Origin of the sequence: Burkholderia sp. BCC1977, from assembly GCF_905339595.1 — a bacterium.
GTDB lineage: Bacteria > Pseudomonadota > Gammaproteobacteria > Burkholderiales > Burkholderiaceae > Burkholderia.
The window spans coordinates 1-16,920 of sequence record NZ_CAJPGQ010000047.1; the positions used below are offsets into that span (position 1 = coordinate 1).

Below are 16,920 nucleotides of genomic sequence, written 5' to 3' on the forward strand. Positions count from 1 at the left end.
AGGCCTAAAGAGTGCAAGGTTCCCGGGGAACGTATCGTCGCGCGACAGCCAACGAGACGCGTCTAGTTCGCTCAACTGGTCGTCAAACCGGGCGCGAGATGCCTCCGACCACGGCCCAGGCTCGCATAGCTCCACGTCGATACCGTGCCAGTGGCGCGATGACGGGGCAACCCACGGCGAAACATCGTGCTCCAGCCGCTTGCCTCTTGCCAGTCTTTCACCTGCGGGCGGAGGAGGGCGAAGACGACGAACGCCTCGCTCCGCAACGCAAGGATAGCTAGCACTGGGTGGCGGCATGCGCAAGTACTCGCACAGTTCTACCCAGCCCTCGGGAAAGGCACGCTGGTGCAAGACGCTCTCAGGGGGCAGCGGTAAGTTCTTCGGGATCTCGCCGACGAAGATGAACTTCGCCCCGGGATACCTTTCCTTGAGCTGCGCGATGTGGGGCTCAAGCGCCGCGACATTGACGTAGGCATCAAAAACGCGTCCATGCTGACCTCGAAGCAAGCGACCTCTCTCCACAGGCGGAAGGTCGTCCAAGTCGCTGCAGCAGCGATAGCCCAGCATAGACAAGGCCATAGCCAGGGAGGATAGGCCAGTGTTCCGAGAGCCAAAGGCAAACACCGGTGTTTCCGTGGGACGCTGATGGAACGTCCCAGGCGTTGTATCGGAAAGAACCCCGATCTGGCTCAAGACGGGGAGAATTGAGTAGGAGTTCGTGGACAGCAGATCGACGCGCTGAGGGATGACAGAGCGGCGCAGCGCGCGAACGTCTGTCACTGTGAACTGCTGGTTGATCCAAAGGTCGACTGGTCCGCGGCACGGCAGGCGTGCAAGAAGCCGCTGAGCGCCGCGCTTGGACAGCACATAGCCCGAGAGATACCAAAGCCCGCGCTCCGGTCGAAAGACGCTGCGCGAGAGCGCAACCTTGGGAGCACCGTGCTTCACCTCTTTGAACGACAGGTAGAGCACGTCAAAGTCAGGATCGGTCCCGTCGCTCTCCCGCATCTCCTGCCACGCCGTGTCGACAAGGCGGCCAAAGCTCTGTTCGAACCAAACGTCATCCTCCAGCACCAACGTGTACGATGCCTTAGAACTGGCTACCTTCTTCCAGATGTCAATGTGCGATTGAGCCACCGCAATTTCTGCATTGCTCATTCGGATCTCGCGAGTCAGATCGAACGTGTCCGGTAGAACCTGTGGGTACGGGTCGACGGACAATTGATCCGCAAGCGTGTAGTAGGGCTCGATATCGACACCAGCAAGCGTTGCGGCCGGTAGGGCCCGCGCGTCGCAGGCTGCATGCCGGATGAGTCGCTTTGACAGTGGTTGCCCCGTGCAATCCACGATGCGGTCCAGCTCTCGGGAAACAGCCACCAAGCGCTGCGGCTGCCGATCTAGATTGATCACATAGATGTCGCTGATTCTGCCCGGGTAAGCTCCGCCCACTGGGCCGAACGCGTATGCCTTTTGTTTCGGCAACAGCACGCGCAAGCGCAAGAACATGGTGTGCAATAGGTGGCGGATGCCCCTCAGCGGCTCGAAGAGGTTCATGGTGCCCCCTCCCCATCAAAGGCAAACCGCTTTCCATTTGATATTCGCCAGTTTCTCCCGTCGGAACGATAGCTCAGCGGCCACTTGGATATGCCGATCGAGTCCCAGGTCCGAAGTACGGTCAGCCGGTGCTCATCAAGGCATTGCGCGCCCATCTCGAAGATGATGCGCGACAGGTTGCCCGGGCCGGTAGTTGATTGAATCTCCAGCAGCTCACCCTCGGCTGCGAAGTTCAAGCGCAGGGTTGCACGCTCAAGTGCTCGACTGATGATGGGGTCTCCCTCGCAAGCGATCAACGGGTTGTTATTGACGTAGAAAATCAACCCGTCCCGGTTGGTTCCAGCTTGCAGGAAGACCTCGCACTGAACCATCGAGTCCGCAGCGATGTCGTAGCAAAGTGGCTGAACCTTAACGCCGTTCCCGACGAACAGCTCCGAGATGTCCTTGGCGATGCACACGTCATCGGCATCGACGTACATTCCTCCATTGATGACGAGATAGCACAATCGGAAGTAGTCTGCCTGCATCGCGGGGTGGTAGCAGCGCATGAACGCCCGCAGATGCTCCCTTCCCAGCGATTGTTCAATGAAGCGAGCCGCGCTACGCGCATCGAAGACACGGTATTCGAATCCGCGTGATCCCCACCTCGACCAAGAATCCATGCACTCCAGCACGTCAGCAGGCAGCGCCTGCAAGTCATGCCAGTACTGCACGATTCGCCTGGGAATTGATGGTCCCTGATTGTCCGGGGCCGTTGATGGTGGTGGTGCTTGAACAAGCCGTCGAATGAAGTCTGATCGTTGCAGGTGATGGCCGGGGCTGTCGTCTTCGAGGTGCATGGGTTCTCGGGTCCGTTGTTCGTCGGATTAGAGTTGTAACAGCAAGTGTGATTCGCTCGGGCGAAAAAATTCCTGCGCGATCAAACGATGTGGTGTCGTTGAGACATGCGCGCGCTATCGCCTGTTGCTGCCACGGTGCATGCCGCGCGCGCGGTTGTATGCCCCCCGGAATCTCGCTGAAGAAACCGAGGCACGCTCGTGGGGCGTGCGTGGACCGACCAACGTCCGCTATCGCTGCACAGCAGGTGCCTGCGGGCAAATCACGAATGGCAGCAACGGGTCGGCAAACGACGTCCCCGCAAATCCACGAAGAACCGAGAAAAATGCCCCACCCATGTCCCGCCGACGTGCGCCGAATCACCTGGACGAACCGCGACGACAGCCACCCTCGAGCACACGCCCCAACCGTTGCATCGACACGGCCGACGTCCCGCTACCGCGCGCCTCCCTCCTCGTGCGCGCCCGTCGCCGCGAGCACATCGGACAGTTTGAGAACCGGACAATGTGCGCCGGCGCTGGCAACAGCGTCCCGGTAGGTATGCGTGACCGCGCTGGCAATGGCATGGGCCGCGTCGACGCCTTCCGCCATCGCCGAGTAATAGGACAGGTCCTTGAACGCGTTCGCCATGTGAAACGGCAGGCTCGACGTGTCGCCAGTCTGCAGGAACGGGAGCAGCCGGTTCAGCGCCACCCCGCCGCCGCCGCCGTTTGCGAGTACTTCGGCGAGCACCGCCGTATCCACACCCGATCTTTTCGCACAGGCAACGGCTTCCGACAGCAGTGCAATGGTTCCGAGCGACACATAGTTGTGCAGCAGCTTCATGCTGTGGCCGGCGCCGAGATCGCCGACACGCGTGATGTTTTCCGCGAAACACGCGAGCACCGGTCGTATCTCGTCGAACAACCCGGGCGTCGCGCCGACCAGCAGGTTCAGCCGCCCTTCGTGCGCCTCCCGGGCGCCGCGCGTCATCGGCGCGTCGACGAGACGGCCGCCGGCTGCTTCGACGAGCCGCGCCATCCTGACGGTCGAATCCGGCACGGCAGTCGAACAGTCCACGACGATCGCGTTGTCCTTCAACCCGGCCAACACGCCCTGCTCACCGGTGAGGACCGCTTCCACCTCCGGCGAACCCGTCACGCAGAGGATGACGACGTCCGCTGCCAAAGCCAGCTCGCGCGCCGTCTTCACGGTCCGTACGCCGCCGCGCAACAGCTCGTCGAGCGGCTGGTTACCGGGATGCTCGACGACCGTGAGCGGATAACCGTGTTTCAGCACGTTGCGCGCGATGCCGTGTCCCATCAAGCCGACGCCGATCAGGCCAATCTGTTGTTTCATGTGGTTTCCGTCAAAAAGGATGGCGCCGCGGCGCCATGGCCGCGGCGAAAGGGTCAGCCCTCATCGATCGACCAGGCGTGCGGGCAAGAGCATCGTGAGAATCAGGCCCAGCAACAGGCAGCCGACCATCAGGAACAGCGGTGCGGCGAGGCCGCCCGACACCTGCTTCAGATAGCCGACCGCATAGGGCCCGAAGAAGCCGCCGAGGTTGCCGAACGAACTGATCACGGCGATGCCCATCGACACCGATGCGGTGCCGAGCGCGGTCGTGGGCATGCTCCAGAACAGCGGCGGAAACGAGATGAGTCCGGCGTTCGCGATGCAGAGCGCGAACATGCCGAGCCACAGCTGGTCGCGCCAGATGACCGACAGCCCGAGCCCGGCTGCGCCCATCAGAAGGAGCGCCGCAACGTGCAGGCGCCGGTGGCCGCGACGGTCCGCGCTGCGGCCGAACGACACCATCACGAGCACGGCCACGGCGTTGGGCAGCGCGGCCAGCAAGCCGATGACGAAGTCGCTCCCGATGCCCATCTGCTTGATCATCGTCGGCGCCCAGAACGTGTAACCGTAAATGGCGAAGACATCGAGAAAGTAGATCACGCAGAACGCCCAGACCAGCCAGCTCGAGAAGAGGCCCTTGTGACTCGCCGCCTCGGTCGCCGCACGGTCGTCCGACAGCACGCGTGCCAGGGTCGCGCGGTCTGCCTGGGAATAGCGGTCGCTGAGCGTCACGTCGTCGTCGAGCCCTTTCCACACGTAAAGGGCGGCCACGAATGCCGGCAGCGACTCGAGGATGAAGATCCACTTCCAGCCCGGAATCTGCAGCGCGCCGTCGAAATACTGAAGAATGAAACCGGTCAGCGGCGATCCGATCAAGCCCGCCAGCGCAAGGGCGGCGTAGAACAGCGACAGGATTCGCGCGCGGCGATGGCGCGGGAACGAGCGGGTCATGTAAAGGACGATGGCCGGGATGAATCCGGCCTCGGCGACACCCAGCAGGAAACGCATCACGTAGAACTGCATCGGCGTGGAAACGAAAGCCGTCAGCCCCGACACGATGCCCCAGGACACGACGATCCGCGTGATCCAGCGCCGCGGCCCGACCCGCACCAGCAGCATGTTGCTGGGCACCTCGAAGATCACGTAGCCGAGAAAGAATATCCCGGCACCGAAGCCGAACACCGCGTCGGAGAACCCCAGATGCTCGCTCATCTGCAGTTTGGCGAAGCTGACGTTGACGCGGTCGATATACGAAGTGACGTAGGCGAACATCAGGATCGGCAGGATTTGCAGCGCCAGCCGGCGAAACAGCCGGTCCTCCTGCGCGAGGTTGTCCGCCGATACCGGTGTTGCGATGCCTCCCGGGCTGCAGGTCGCGTCGATTTCCACGTTTGTCTCCGAAAGTTTTTTCTGGATGGCCCCGCTCGCCTGCGCTGCATGCCTGCGTCGCAGCGCGTGCGCGCGCTGTCGAGATCGGTGTGTGCGAGAGGGGCCGTTCGAATCTACCGGCTGCCGGAATCGGCCGATATGCGAAATCCTTCAAGCGGCACTTCGAAAATCTCGAATGCACGCGCCCTCCGGCCAGCGCACGGTGCGATGCACAAGCATCGAAACGATGCATTCTAGCCGCCGCTTGCGCCCTCGACGTCTTTGTCCCGGCGTGACGGGCGCATCGCGCTGTGCGGCGCAGCATCGGCTGCCGGTCAGGGTTAGCCCCGAAGCGCTCGACGCGATGGCGGGCGTGGAGGAGTGACATACTTCCGCAAGCGTCAATGGGAGCCCACGCTTGTTCGATCTCACGTCACTCGCCCTGTTCGTCCGTGCCGCCGAGCTGGGCAGCCTGTCCCGCGCCGCGCAGCAGTCTCACATGTCGCTGTCCACCGCCAGCCGCCGGATCGCGCTGCTCGAGCATCACTTTCGCGTGGTGCTCCTGAACCGCACGGTGGCCGGCGTCGAACTCACCCCCGCCGGCGAGGCCCTGTTGCGCCATGCGACCGATCTGCTGCTGCGCACGGATGCGATCTACAGCGAGCTGTCCGACTATACGAAAGGCTCGATCGGCCGGGTCCGGGTATTTGCCAACATCTCGGCGATCAGCCAGGACCTTCCCGATCAATTGCGCGAATTCTCGCAGCGCTACCGCGACATCAAGCTGCAGATCAGCGAGCTGAGAAGCGCCGACATCCTGCAGGCGCTGCGCGAAGGCCGGGCAGACGTCGGGATCGTCACGTCCCGGACCGCGACCGAAGGGATCCACCTCGCGCCCTACTGCATGGACCGGGCGAGCGTGGTCGTGCCCGAGGACTACAGCCTGACCGGCGACTCGATCGATTTCAGCGCGTTGCTCGAGCACGACCTGGTCGCGCTGGACGACCGCTCGGAGCTCACGCGTTCGCTCGTCAGGGAAGCCGCGCTGCTCGGCAAATCGGTCCGCTTCCGCGTCCAGGTGCAGAGCTTCGAAGCCATGTGCCGGCTGATTGCCGCGGGACAGGGCATCGGCATCCTGCCGGAGCGCGCCGTCGCGCTCTTTCGCGAACCCATGCGCCTGCGCTTCATCCGCCTCAACGATCCGTGGGCCAACCGCGTCATGTCGGTCGGCATCCGCACGGGAGCCGTGCCGCAGCCGACCCGCAAGCTGTTCGAGTTTCTGGCGTCGTTCGCGCCGGCCTCGCTCGCCGCGGGCGACGCCGAGCCGTCGAACGACTGACGCCGCCGGCACGCGCCCGGCACCTTGCGGATTTTCGAAGGTCCCGTTCACGAATCCGCACTTCCTTCCCGCCTCGGCGACACGGTAGATTCGACGGACAGATTCAACCGTCCGCCCGTTGCCACGACGGAAGGGACGCAGGAGACACGCCGGCGCCATTCGATCCGATCGGGTGGCGCGTCGCGGACGAGGCATTGCGCCGCGCGAACGACCGGTTCGCCGCGCCGCACGCGCTGTCCGGTTCGCGCCCGCCCGCCTCCTGCATGCCCCCTTCCCTGCGGCACGCCATCTACGTCACGGAGGCTTCCCGCACATGAAGAACCCACATCGCATCGCCGTCATCGCCGGCGACGGCATCGGCAAGGAGGTGATGCCGGAAGGCATGCGCGTGCTGCGCGCTGCCGCGAATCGCTTCGACATTCCGTTGGCATTCGACGAGTTCGGCGACTGGTGCACCGATCACTACGTGCGCCACGGCACGATGATGCCGGCCGACTGGGCGCGGCAGATCGGCGGGCACGATGCGATCTTCTTCGGTGCGGTCGGCGCGCCCGACATCGTGCAGGACCACGTCGCCGTGTGGGAATCGCTGATCAAGATCCGGCGCGAGTTCGATCAGTACGTCAACCTGCGCCCGGTCCGCCTGATGCCGGGCGTGCCCGCGCCGCTCGCCGGACGCCGCCCCGGCGACATCGACTTCATCGTCGTTCGGGAGAACACGGAAGGCGAGTATTCGTCGGTGGGCGGCCGGATGTTCGCCGGCACCGAGCGCGAGATCGCCGTGCAGGAGTCGGTATTCTCGCGCGTCGGTGTCGACCGGGTGCTGAAGTTCGCGTTCGAACTCGCCCGCTCGCGCCCGCGCAGGCAGTTGACGGCCGCGACGAAATCCAACGGCATCTCGATCACCATGCCGTTCTGGGACGAGCGCCTCGCCGAGATGGCCACGCACTTTCCGGACATCGAAGCGCGCAAATACCACATCGACATTCTCTGCGCGCACTTCGTCCAGAATCCGGATCGCTTCGATGTCGTCGTCGCATCGAACCTGTTCGGCGACATCCTCTCGGACCTGGGGCCCGCCTGCACCGGCACGATCGGCATTGCGCCGTCGGCCAATCTGAATCCGGAGCGCCGGTTTCCGTCGCTGTTCGAACCGGTGCACGGCTCGGCGCCCGACATCGCCGGCCGCGGCATCGCCAACCCGATCGGCCAGATCTGGTCGGCCGCGTTGCTGCTCCAGCATCTCGGCCGTGGCGACGCGCGCTACGAGGCGGCCGCCGCCGAAATCGTCACCGCCATCGAGTCCGTTCTCGTTTCCGGCCCGCGTACCCCCGACATGGGCGGCACGGCGACCACCGCGGAACTGGGCGCCGCGATAGCCGAAACCATCGCCCATCCCGCATCGATCGAGGAATGAGACATGCAATCCGGCCACTACATCGACAACGCCCGTGTCGCGCCGCACGGCGGCGCGCATCTTGAAGTCATCGATCCGAGCACGGGCGAACCGTTCGCGACGATCGCCCGCGGCGACGCGACCGACGTGCAGCTGGCCGTTGCCGCGGCACAGCGGGCGATGGGCGAGACGCTCGACGGTCCGTGGGCCAGGCTGTCGCCGGTCGAGCGCAGCAATCTGCTGTTCGCGTACGCCGCGGCGGTACTGAAACACGGGGACGAACTCGCGCAACTCGAAGCACGCGACACGGGCAAGGCGCTGAATACGGCGCGCACCGATGCCGCCGTGCTGGCCCGCTACCTCCAGTACTACGCCGGATGCGTGGACAAGCTGCATGGCGACACGCTGCCGTACACCGCCGGGTTCACGGTATTGACCGTGCGCGAACCCATCGGCGTGACGGGGCACATCATTCCGTGGAATTACCCGATGCAGATCTACGGCCGCAGCGTCGGCGCGTCGCTCGCCGCCGGCAACGCCTGCGTGGTCAAGCCGGCGGAGGACGCGAGCCTGTCCATTCTCCGCCTGGCGGAAATCGCGGCCGAAGCCGGGCTGCCGGCCGGCACCGTCAACGTCGTCACGGGCCTGGGCGCCGAAGCGGGCGCGGCACTGTCGGCCAATGCCGGCATTCGTCACATCTCGTTTACCGGATCGAGCGGAACGGGCGCGCTGGTCGGACGCGCCGCCGCCGAGCGTCACTGTCCCGCGGTACTCGAGCTGGGCGGCAAGTCGCCTCAACTGCTGTTCGAGGATGCCGACCTCGAACAGGCGCTGCCCGTGATCGTCAACGCGATCGTGCAGAATGCCGGCCAGACCTGCTCGGCCGGCAGCCGCCTGCTCGTCCAGCGCAGCCTCTACGAGCACGTTCTCGATCGTCTTGGCCGGCAATTTGCGTTGCTGCGTTCGGGGCCGCCGTCGATGAACCTGGAGATGGGCCCGCTCGTCAACGCGAAGCAGCATGCGCGGGTTCGATCCATCGTCGAGCGCGCGGAGGCCGACGGCATTCGCGTGGCGGCCCGCGGCACGATTGCGGCCGGCGCATCGCGTGCCGGTTACTACCAGGAAGCGGTGCTGTTCCGCGATGTCCCGCCCGAGAGCCAGCTCGCGCAGGAAGAGGTATTCGGCCCGGTGCTCGCCGTCATGCCGTTCGAGGACGAAGCCGAGGCCGTCGCGCTCGCGAACGGCACGCAGTACGGGCTCGTCGCGGGCGTCTGGACACGCGACGGCGCACGCGGGTTGCGGCTCGCGCGCAAGTTGCAGGCCGGACAGGTGTTCATCAACAACTATGGCGCCGGCGGCGGGGTGGAACTGCCGTTCGGCGGCGTGAAGGCGAGCGGATACGGTCGCGAGAAAGGCTTTGAAGCGTTGCTCGGCTTTACCGCCCTCAAGACCATCGCGATCCGGCACGATTGACCGCCGCAACGCGCGGCGAGGCCCGACGCGATCGCGATGTTCGGGACGTTCTTTCAAAGGCGGCGCGGGCGGTCGCGACGACGGCACCGCACGTCATGCTCACGCACGTTGCCCGACTGCCGCCGCCGCGCCCACGCTGCCCGCCGCGCGCCGGATCGGCAGTCGAACGCAGAACGTCGTGCCGCGCCCCGGCTCGCTCGTCACGTCGATTGCGCCGCGATGGCGCTCGACGATGCCGTGCGACACCGACAACCCCAGCCCCGTTCCCTGCCCGACCGGCTTCGTCGTGAAGAACGGATCGAAGATCCGTCGGACGATATCCGGCGTCATGCCGGTTCCGGTATCGCTGATCGCGATCGACACCTGCTCGCCGTCGCTCGACGTGCGGATCGTGATCACGCCGCGCGTCGGCATCGCGTGCGCCGCGTTGACGAGCAGGTTCATGAACACCTGGTTCAACTGCGACGGCAGGCATTCGACCTGCGGCACGTCACCGTACTCCCGCACGATGTCGGCCTTGTACTTGAGCTCGTTATGAACCACGTTGAGCGTGCTCTCGAGGCCCGCGTGGATATCGGCCACGCTCCACTCGCCGCTGCCCGGCCGCGAGAAATCGCGCAGATCCTGCACGATGCGGCGCACCCGCACCGCGCCATCGATCGATTCGTCGATCAGCGTCACGATCTCGTCGCGCACGTAGTCGAGATCGGCCGCGACGCGCTGCGCCGTCAAGGCGTCGCGCGCCGCGGGTTCCAGCTGCGGCAGCGCGGCGTCATGCGCGGCGATCACGTCCAGCAGGCTTCGCACCCACGTCCTCAGCGTATTGAGGTTTGCGCTGATGAAGCCGATCGGATTGTTGATTTCGTGCGCGACGCCGGCCGCGAGCTGGCCGATCGATGCCAGTTTTTCCGATTGCAGCAACTGCACGTGGGTTTCCTCTAGCGCCCGCAGCAGGCGCCGCTGTTCGTCCTTCTCCTGTTCGAGCCGACTCTGCGCCGCCCGGCGCTCGTCGATCTCGGTCACCATGTTCTCGCGCGTGCGCTGCAGCATCGCCGTCGTCTGCTCGTAGCGCCGCAATGCCGTTTCGAGTTCCGCCGTCCGCACTCGCACCAGCCGTTCGAGCGTGTCCGTCATGCCGCGCAGAAAGGTCGTGCGCGCATCGAAGCGGCAGACGAGCAGCGTGACGATCAGCGTCGCCGTCGTGAACAGCGCAATGGTCGTCGCGAGCCACGGCGCATCGATGCCGTTCGCGGCGCCGCATCGCGCATCCGGCGCGAAATGCGCGGCCGCCATTGCGGTGTAGTGCATGCCCGTGATGGCGATGCCCATGATCAGCGCGGCGCCGATGCGTTGCGCGGTCGCATGGCGCGCCTGTTGCGCGCGCAACGTCTGCGCCATCCAGAGCGCGGCGGTCGACGCGATCACGGCCACGCCGATCGACGCCGCGAACAGCGCCGGATCGTAGTGAATGTCCGGCGCCATGCGCATCGCGGCCATGCCCGTGTAATGCATCCCCACGATCCCGGCGCCCATCAGCGCGCCGCCCGCCAGCAGGCGCCGGCGGCTCAACCGCGCACGCGTGACGACGTTCAGCGCGAAATACGACACGAGCACCGCGATCGCCAGCGACGCGCCGGTATCCGGCAGCGCATAGCCGAGCGGGATCGGCAGCGACAGCGCCAGCATGCCGACGAAATGCATCGACCACATCCCGGTGCCCATCGCGGCTGCGCCGCCCGCCAGCCACGCGCGCTTGAGCCTCGGGTTGTCGAGCAGCGAAATGAACGCGGCCAGGTCGAGCGCCGTATAGGAGGCCAGCGTCGCGATGACGAGCGACAGCAGGACCAGCAGCAGGTTGTAGGTGCCATGCATGATCGAGCGCCCCGGTCGAATTGAACGCGTTGCCGCGACGCGCGGTCGATCGCGCGCCACGGCCGTGCGGTCGTGTGGTCGTGCTGGATGTCAGGCAGGCGGCGTGTCGGCCGGCGCCTGCGTCGACGCGACAGCGCCGGTCAGCACGAGAATGTCGAACGACGTGCCTTCGCGTGCCTCGAAGCGGCGCACGAGCTCGATCTGGTGCGCCGTCATCACGCTGCCCTTCGTCATCAGCAGCACCCCGCGATGCGTGAGCAGATCGTCGGCGAGCTGCATGCCTTCGCGCAATTGCGCGGACCGCATCTCCGCGACGGACGCCGCGATGCCGAGGCTCGCCGGATTCCGCGTCAGCTCGATGAAGCGCGCGACGAGCAGCGGGTCGTAACGCACGCCGGCCTGCGAGTGCAGCACGTCGATCGCCTGCTCAACCGAATGCGGCGAACCGATCTCGCCGTGGCGCAATCCCTCGAAGTCGCGCGCGATCGCGACGATCCGCGAGCCGAGCGGGATCGCGTCGCCCGCCAGCCCGTCGGGCGTGCCGCGCCCGTTGAACCGCTCGTACTGGTGCAGCACGATCGACGCGACCTTGTGCAATTGCGCGACCGGCGTGAGCACCATCTGCGCGCGCAGCGGATGTTGCTGGAACAGGCTGTGTTCGTCCGTCGTCATCTTGACGAGCGGCTTGTGCAGCAGCTCGTCGGGCAGCGACAGCTTGCCGATGCCGTGCAGCAGTCCCGCGAAATACACGTCCTGCGCGTGCAGGCTGCTCATTCCGGCCGACAGCGCGAGACGGCGCGCGATCTCGCCGACGCGCATCGCATGGCCGCTCGCCGACCCGCAGCGCATCTCGATCATGCTCGCGCACACCTGGACCATCGCGGTGAAACTGCTTTTCAGGTCGTGCTGCGCCGCTTCGAGAAACATCACGGTTTGCCCCAGTTCCTCGGTGCGCGCGCGCACCTGTGTTTCGAGTTCCGCGTTGAACCGGCGCAATGCTTCGTTCCGCGCGTCGGCCAGCGCGGCCAGCCGCGCGGCTTCGCCGCGCAGGCGCCGCTGCTCGAGCGCCTGCTCGAGGGTCATCAGCAGGTCGTGATCGTCCCACGGCTTGTTCAGATAGCGATACACGCCGCCTTCGTTGACGGCCGCCACGATCGACGCAACGTCGGCATAGCCGGTCAGCAGGATACGCATCGTGTCCGGGTACAGCGAGCGGGCCCGTGCGAGAAACGCGGCGCCGCTCATGGTCGGCATGCGCATGTCGGACACGATCAGGTCGACTTCGGTCGACGCCAGGATGTCGAGCGCGGCTTCCCCGCTTTCGGCGGTCAGGACTTCGTAGTGCGCGGGCCGCAACACGCGCTTGAGCGCGGACAGCACACTCGGTTCATCGTCGACCAGCAGAATCGACGGGACGGCGGCGGCGGTCTCGGATGCGGCTTCGGCGATCGTTTCGGGTGGTGCAACGTTCGTTCCGTTTGTCGCGGATATCGCGGATATCGTCATGGTTGGCCTCGGATTGTTTATCTTCACCACCTCTGTGACATCGGCGCGTGCCGCATATTCCATATTGGGGAAAACGCTGATTCGCCTGAGTAGCCCGGCAGCGCCGCAACCGGCTGGCCGGGACGCGCGCTGCCGACTTCCGGTATCGTTGCGGAACGCGCGGATCGAGGCGCGCCGCGCCGCATCATTCAACCCGTATGGAGCTTTCATGATTCTGGAAATGGCATCGCTCGAAATCGATCCGTCGCAGGCCGAGCCGTTTGAAGCCGCGGTTCGCCAGGCACTTCCGCTGTTCGCCCGTGCGCGCGGCTGCGGCGGCGCCGAGCTGCACCGCGTGATCGAGCGCAGCGGCGGTTACCTGCTCGTCGTCAAATGGGACACCGTCGACGACCACATGGTGCACTTCCGGCAATCGGAAGACTTCCAGGCGTGGCGGCAACTGGCCGGGCCGTTCTTCAAGAGCCCGCCGCAAGTCGTGCATACGGAAGTCGCGGTGAAGTAAGCAACGCGACAACCGAATCGATGTCTCGGCGCAACGACGCCGGACGACGCTGGCGGGTGTCCCTTTCACCCGTCAACACATCGTTCTCGCTCGCGCCGCGGCACGAGACCTCGTCCCCCGACCGCCCGGCATTCCCGTGCCCCCGATTACCGCGAGCCCTTTCATGACCGTCGATCCTTCCGTCCTCTCCGCATTCACCCCGACCGGCAAGCTGCGCGCGTCGATCAATCTCGGCAACCCGATCCTCGCGAACCGCGACCCGGCGACGGGCGAGCCTTTCGGCGTGTCGATCGACCTCGCGCGTGCGTTCGCCGAGCGGCTGTCGGCCGAGCTCGAACTCGTGGTGTTCGATGCGGCCGGCAAGTCGGTGCAGGCGCTGAGCGAGGAGCGCGCCGATTTCGGTTTCTTCGCCGTCGATCCGCTGCGCGGCGAAACGGTTGCGTTCACCGAGCCCTATGTACTGATCGAAGGCTTCTATCTGGTGCGCGACGATTCGCCGATCCGCGGCAATGCGGACGTCGACCAGCCGCACAACCGTTTGGCCGTCGGCAAGGGCAGCGCGTACGACCTGTTCCTCACGCGCGAACTGAAGGCCGCGCAAATCGTGCGCGCGCCGACGTCTCCGGCCGTCGTGCCGACCTTCGTCGACCAGCAGCTCGAAGTCGCGGCCGGCGTGAAGCAGCAGCTCGAAGCCGACGCGGCGAAAACCAAGGGCCTGCGCCTGCTCGACGAGCGCTTCATGGTGATCCGTCAGGCGATGGGCGTGCCGAAGAGCCGCGGCGAAGCGGCTGCGGCGGTGCTCGGCCAATTCGTCGAGGAGATGAAGGCGTCGGGCTTCGTCGCGGATTCGCTGCGGCGGCATGGCATCGCCGGTGCGTCGGTCGCGCCGCTTGCCTGATCGGCACGCACGTCACGTGTTCCCGACGACGCCGTCGCGCCAGGCCGGCGCTGCCGGTCGACAACCCGGCGCCACCTGGCACTCGACACGTCGCTCGCGCGGCGGCTGAACGTCGTCATCGACCGGAATCGGCGCGACCCGGGGTTTCGCGAATGGCCGTCGGTGCGCCCGTTCATGACGCGGCGCGGTGTCCCGCTGCCGTCGCGCCGGCAGGCGATCGCGGTGCGGCCGTCGCGGGGTGCGCGGGCGACGGGGACGCCGCGGTGCCCGACCCGGCAGGCGACTGCGGCACGGGCGCGGAAGCAGGCGCCGGATTCGGCGGCGACGAGGCGGGTTGGCTGGTGTGCCCGCCCCCTGCCGAGCCTGACGCTGCTGATCCTGAAGTCGCCGATCCCGATCCCGCCGACCCCGATCCCGCCGCCCCCGAACCCACCGCCCCCGAACCCACCGCCCCCGAACCCGCAGGACCGACGGCCGGCGGTGCGCGCAGCCCGCTGTCCAGCGAGGTCCGGCGCGCGGCCATGTCGGCCTGTTCGGCGCCGCGCCGAGCGGCACGATCGGCGGACAGGCGCGCCGCTTCCGCATCCGGATTGATCGTATTGACGCGGATGCGTTCGACGTCGCCCACGCCCGCCAGCCGGTTCAACGGTACGTAATCCGTACGAAACACCAGTTCGACGCCGCTGCTCAGGTTCACGTCGGCGTGCGAACTCTCGGTCGTCTGGGTCCGGTCGGTCGACACGTAGCCGATCGTGCTCTGCACACTGGCCTCCGCGCCCCACGGCCCGAAGCGCGCGCCCCCGCTCACGCCCACCGTGTTGCGCGTGTCGAATTGCGAGCCGCGGTCGTTGGCGGCGGCGCTGCTCGCGTCGATATGGAAATTCATCGCGGCGTTGAGCCGCCCGCTCTCGATGACGATGCGCTGCAAACCCATCTGCACCATCGTCGCGAGCAACTGCTGGCGGTTACGGGCCAGCACCTGCTGGGCGAGCGGCACCAGGCGCTCGGGATCGGCGGCCGTCACCGCATCGCCCGGCCCCAGTCCCAGCGCGGTGCGCAGCGCCGCTTCCGCCGGCGGGGTCGCGCCCGCGCGCAACGCCAGCCGGGTCGACGCATCGCGCTCGGCCTGCAGTTCCTGCTGGCGCTGGCGGCGCTCGTCCGGCGCCAGGCCCGCCAGTTCGTCGGCGTCGTCCGCGGCCTCGTCGTCGCCGGTGACCTCGTAGGCGGTGGGGAAATGCTCGGCCAGCCACTGCCGCGCGCCGGCGATGCCGACGTTGCTGTCCGCGAAGCCTTCGGTGGTCTGCGCGACATTGCGGATCAGGTCGACGAACGCGGTCAGCTGCTGCTGGTTCGAATCGTTCATCGCCTTGAAGACACCCGTGATCAGCTCGGTCACGAAGCGCGGGAACGACACCGCGTTGAGCACCGCGCGGGTGGTGCCGGCCATCCGGTCGATGGCGGTGCCCGAATACTCCGAGCCCGCGTTCTGCGCGACAGCCAGCGTCGTGCCGGGACGCGCCGCGCGTTCGTCGTGGTCGAGCGCCAGCGAACCGATCCGTGCCAGGCCTGACGCGAGATCGCGGCGCGTGGCCGGGTCGAGCGCGCCGAAGCCCTGCTGCGCGGACAGCAGTTCGCGGACACGGTGGCGAACGTCGGGCCGCGGCACCGGCGAGCGCGCAAGGTGCGCGGTTGCCGTCATCTCGGCGGCTCCGCCGCGCCTCGCGCATCGCGCGTTCGGCGACGCGTGGCGCGCGGCCGGGATGGCGACGGCACGTCGGCCGCCGTCGGCACCCGGGGTGTGCCGCCCGTATCGCGACGGCCTGAGCGACGCGGTTTCATGTCAGTTTCCGAGTGCCGCCCACGGGTTTCCCGGTGCGGCCGGCCGCGAAGCCGGCGGCACGGCGCGGCCATCGTCCGGGACGGCAGGCGCCGGGCCGTCGGGTTTCTCGCCGAGGCTGAGCGTCGCCTCGAGCCAGTCGGCGGCGGAGGCGATCACCGGATGGTCGGTGCCCAGCAGCGGCGACGCGCCGTCCAGCCCATCCGCGACGTCCGCCAGCCACGCGATCACGGTCATCCCCGCCTTGCCGCGCCGGACATAGGCCGCGGGCTGGCGCGGCGGCTGTCGCGAGAGCCGGCCGATGCCGGAAACCACGCCCCAGATGTCGCGCGCGGCGAAGCCTTGACGCAGGTCGGCATGGCCGAGGATCGCGAACGCGTCCCTGAGCATCCCGACGATCTCGCCGGCCATGAACGCGGTCACGCCGGTACAGGCGGCGCCGAGGTTCTGCGCGAGCGCGCGGGCGGCATTGCGGACCCGCGCCTGATGCCCGAGATCCCCGCGCGGCTCGGCGCCCGGCGTCTCGTCGAGCTTGTAGAGCGCCTCGCAAAGCTCGAGCATGCACTCCTCGAACTGGAGGTTGCGCCCGGCATCCGCGGCCGCCGGGCCGTACGCGGTGCCGAACAAGCGCGAATAGAACGCCGCACGCTCGCCGGCCGCAAGCTTCTCGGCACGATGGCGCCACCAGTTGGCGACCAGCGGCTCCGCGCCGCCGAGATCGACGCCCACGGCACCGCTCGCGGACAGGCCGGCGAGCGCCTCGACCGCGGGGATCACGCCCGCGGGCTCGAGATCGGCCGCCAGATAGAGCGACGCGAGCGCCCGCAGCTGCGCCTTGTCGACGCGTGCGGCAACGGGATTGGGGATCGCGATGTCGCCGAGCTGGTCGAGCGCGAACGCGAGGCCGTGCGCGGTCGCGCGCTCGACGAGCCGCTCGCCCGACCGGATCGCGGCCGCGAGCCCGGCATCCGCCGGCGGGGCGATGAGCATGCGCGCCATG

The 16,920-nt window shown here is 67.0% G+C and carries 13 protein-coding genes; 5 read left to right on the forward strand and 8 right to left on the reverse strand.

The annotated features are described in order from the left end of the window. The 4 genes from U5771_RS28930 to U5771_RS28945 form a co-directional block, all read right to left on the reverse strand. The coding region (locus U5771_RS28930; RefSeq protein ID WP_322027137.1) for a glycosyltransferase family 25 protein at positions 1–1,554 on the reverse strand (1,554 nt) is incomplete at its 3' end. Next, positions 1,551–2,393, reverse strand: coding sequence for a glycosyltransferase family 32 protein (locus tag U5771_RS28935; protein WP_322027138.1), 843 nt, complete (start codon positions 2,391–2,393; stop codon positions 1,551–1,553). The genes U5771_RS28935 and U5771_RS28930, both read right to left, overlap by 4 nt. A gap of 433 nt (positions 2,394–2,826) precedes the next feature. After that, positions 2,827–3,729, reverse strand: coding sequence for an NAD(P)-dependent oxidoreductase (locus U5771_RS28940; RefSeq protein WP_322027139.1), 903 nt, complete (start codon positions 3,727–3,729; stop codon positions 2,827–2,829). A gap of 60 nt (positions 3,730–3,789) precedes the next feature. Then, positions 3,790–5,118 (reverse strand): MFS transporter, encoded by a 1,329-nt coding sequence (locus tag U5771_RS28945; RefSeq protein ID WP_322027140.1) that lies wholly within the window; start codon positions 5,116–5,118, stop codon positions 3,790–3,792. 397 nt (positions 5,119–5,515) lie between these two features. Between U5771_RS28945 and U5771_RS28950 the strand changes: the two genes are divergently transcribed. From U5771_RS28950 to U5771_RS28960, 3 genes are all read left to right on the forward strand, one after another. Beyond that, positions 5,516–6,436 (forward strand): LysR family transcriptional regulator, encoded by a 921-nt coding sequence (locus tag U5771_RS28950; RefSeq protein ID WP_322027141.1) that lies wholly within the window; start codon positions 5,516–5,518, stop codon positions 6,434–6,436. 313 nt (positions 6,437–6,749) lie between these two features. Next, on the forward strand, positions 6,750–7,853 hold the full coding sequence (locus tag U5771_RS28955) for a tartrate dehydrogenase (protein ID WP_322027142.1): 1,104 nt from the start codon (positions 6,750–6,752) through the stop codon (positions 7,851–7,853). A 3-nt stretch (positions 7,854–7,856) separates the two neighbouring features. Beyond that, entirely contained in the window at positions 7,857–9,305 is a 1,449-nt protein-coding gene (locus U5771_RS28960) for an aldehyde dehydrogenase family protein (protein ID WP_322027143.1), read from the forward strand. 99 nt (positions 9,306–9,404) lie between these two features. Here the strand turns inward: U5771_RS28960 and U5771_RS28965 are convergent, their stop codons facing one another. Together U5771_RS28965 and U5771_RS28970 are read right to left on the reverse strand one after the other, a co-directional pair. Next, complete coding sequence (locus U5771_RS28965) at positions 9,405–11,177, reverse strand: histidine kinase (protein WP_322027144.1); 1,773 nt, start codon at positions 11,175–11,177, stop codon at positions 9,405–9,407. A gap of 90 nt (positions 11,178–11,267) precedes the next feature. After that, a complete protein-coding gene (locus tag U5771_RS28970) occupies positions 11,268–12,683 on the reverse strand; it encodes an HD domain-containing phosphohydrolase (RefSeq protein WP_322027145.1) in 1,416 nt (471 codons plus the stop codon). Positions 12,684–12,891: 208 nt separating this feature from the next. Here U5771_RS28970 and U5771_RS28975 point away from each other — a divergent pair, with 208 nt between their 5' ends. Together U5771_RS28975 and U5771_RS28980 are read left to right on the forward strand one after the other, a co-directional pair. Then, positions 12,892–13,185: an antibiotic biosynthesis monooxygenase family protein gene (locus U5771_RS28975; RefSeq protein ID WP_322027187.1), complete on the forward strand. Its 294-nt coding sequence runs from the start codon at positions 12,892–12,894 to the stop codon at positions 13,183–13,185. 163 nt (positions 13,186–13,348) lie between these two features. Then, positions 13,349–14,083 (forward strand): ABC transporter substrate-binding protein, encoded by a 735-nt coding sequence (locus U5771_RS28980; RefSeq protein ID WP_322027146.1) that lies wholly within the window; start codon positions 13,349–13,351, stop codon positions 14,081–14,083. Positions 14,084–14,255: 172 nt separating this feature from the next. On the opposite strand, the gene U5771_RS28985 is transcribed toward U5771_RS28980, so the two are convergent. Further along, positions 14,256–15,782 carry a hypothetical protein gene (locus tag U5771_RS28985; protein ID WP_322027147.1) on the reverse strand — a complete coding sequence of 509 codons (1,527 nt, stop codon included), beginning with the start codon at positions 15,780–15,782 and terminating at the stop codon, positions 14,256–14,258. A gap of 141 nt (positions 15,783–15,923) precedes the next feature. After that, positions 15,924–16,919, reverse strand: a complete 996-nt coding sequence (locus tag U5771_RS28990) for a hypothetical protein (protein ID WP_322027148.1) — start codon at positions 16,917–16,919, stop codon at positions 15,924–15,926. Position 16,920 lies beyond the last annotated feature (1 nt).

Excerpts from the sequence above, each read along its gene's own strand:
- U5771_RS28975 (WP_322027187.1), top strand. The coding sequence starts at position 12,892 with ATGATTCTGGAAATGGCATCGCTCGAAATCGATCCGTCGCAGGCCGAG.
- U5771_RS28955 (WP_322027142.1), top strand. The coding sequence starts at position 6,750 with ATGAAGAACCCACATCGCATCGCCGTCATCGCCGGCGACGGCATCGGC.
- U5771_RS28980 (WP_322027146.1), top strand. The coding sequence starts at position 13,349 with ATGACCGTCGATCCTTCCGTCCTCTCCGCATTCACCCCGACCGGCAAG.
- U5771_RS28935 (WP_322027138.1), bottom strand. The coding sequence starts at position 2,393 with ATGCACCTCGAAGACGACAGCCCCGGCCATCACCTGCAACGATCAGAC.
- U5771_RS28960 (WP_322027143.1), top strand. The coding sequence starts at position 7,857 with ATGCAATCCGGCCACTACATCGACAACGCCCGTGTCGCGCCGCACGGC.
- U5771_RS28985 (WP_322027147.1), bottom strand. The coding sequence starts at position 15,782 with ATGACGGCAACCGCGCACCTTGCGCGCTCGCCGGTGCCGCGGCCCGAC.
- U5771_RS28940 (WP_322027139.1), bottom strand. The coding sequence starts at position 3,729 with ATGAAACAACAGATTGGCCTGATCGGCGTCGGCTTGATGGGACACGGC.
- U5771_RS28970 (WP_322027145.1), bottom strand. The coding sequence starts at position 12,683 with ATGACGATATCCGCGATATCCGCGACAAACGGAACGAACGTTGCACCA.
- U5771_RS28965 (WP_322027144.1), bottom strand. The coding sequence starts at position 11,177 with ATGCATGGCACCTACAACCTGCTGCTGGTCCTGCTGTCGCTCGTCATC.
- U5771_RS28990 (WP_322027148.1), bottom strand. The coding sequence starts at position 16,919 with ATGGCGCGCATGCTCATCGCCCCGCCGGCGGATGCCGGGCTCGCGGCC.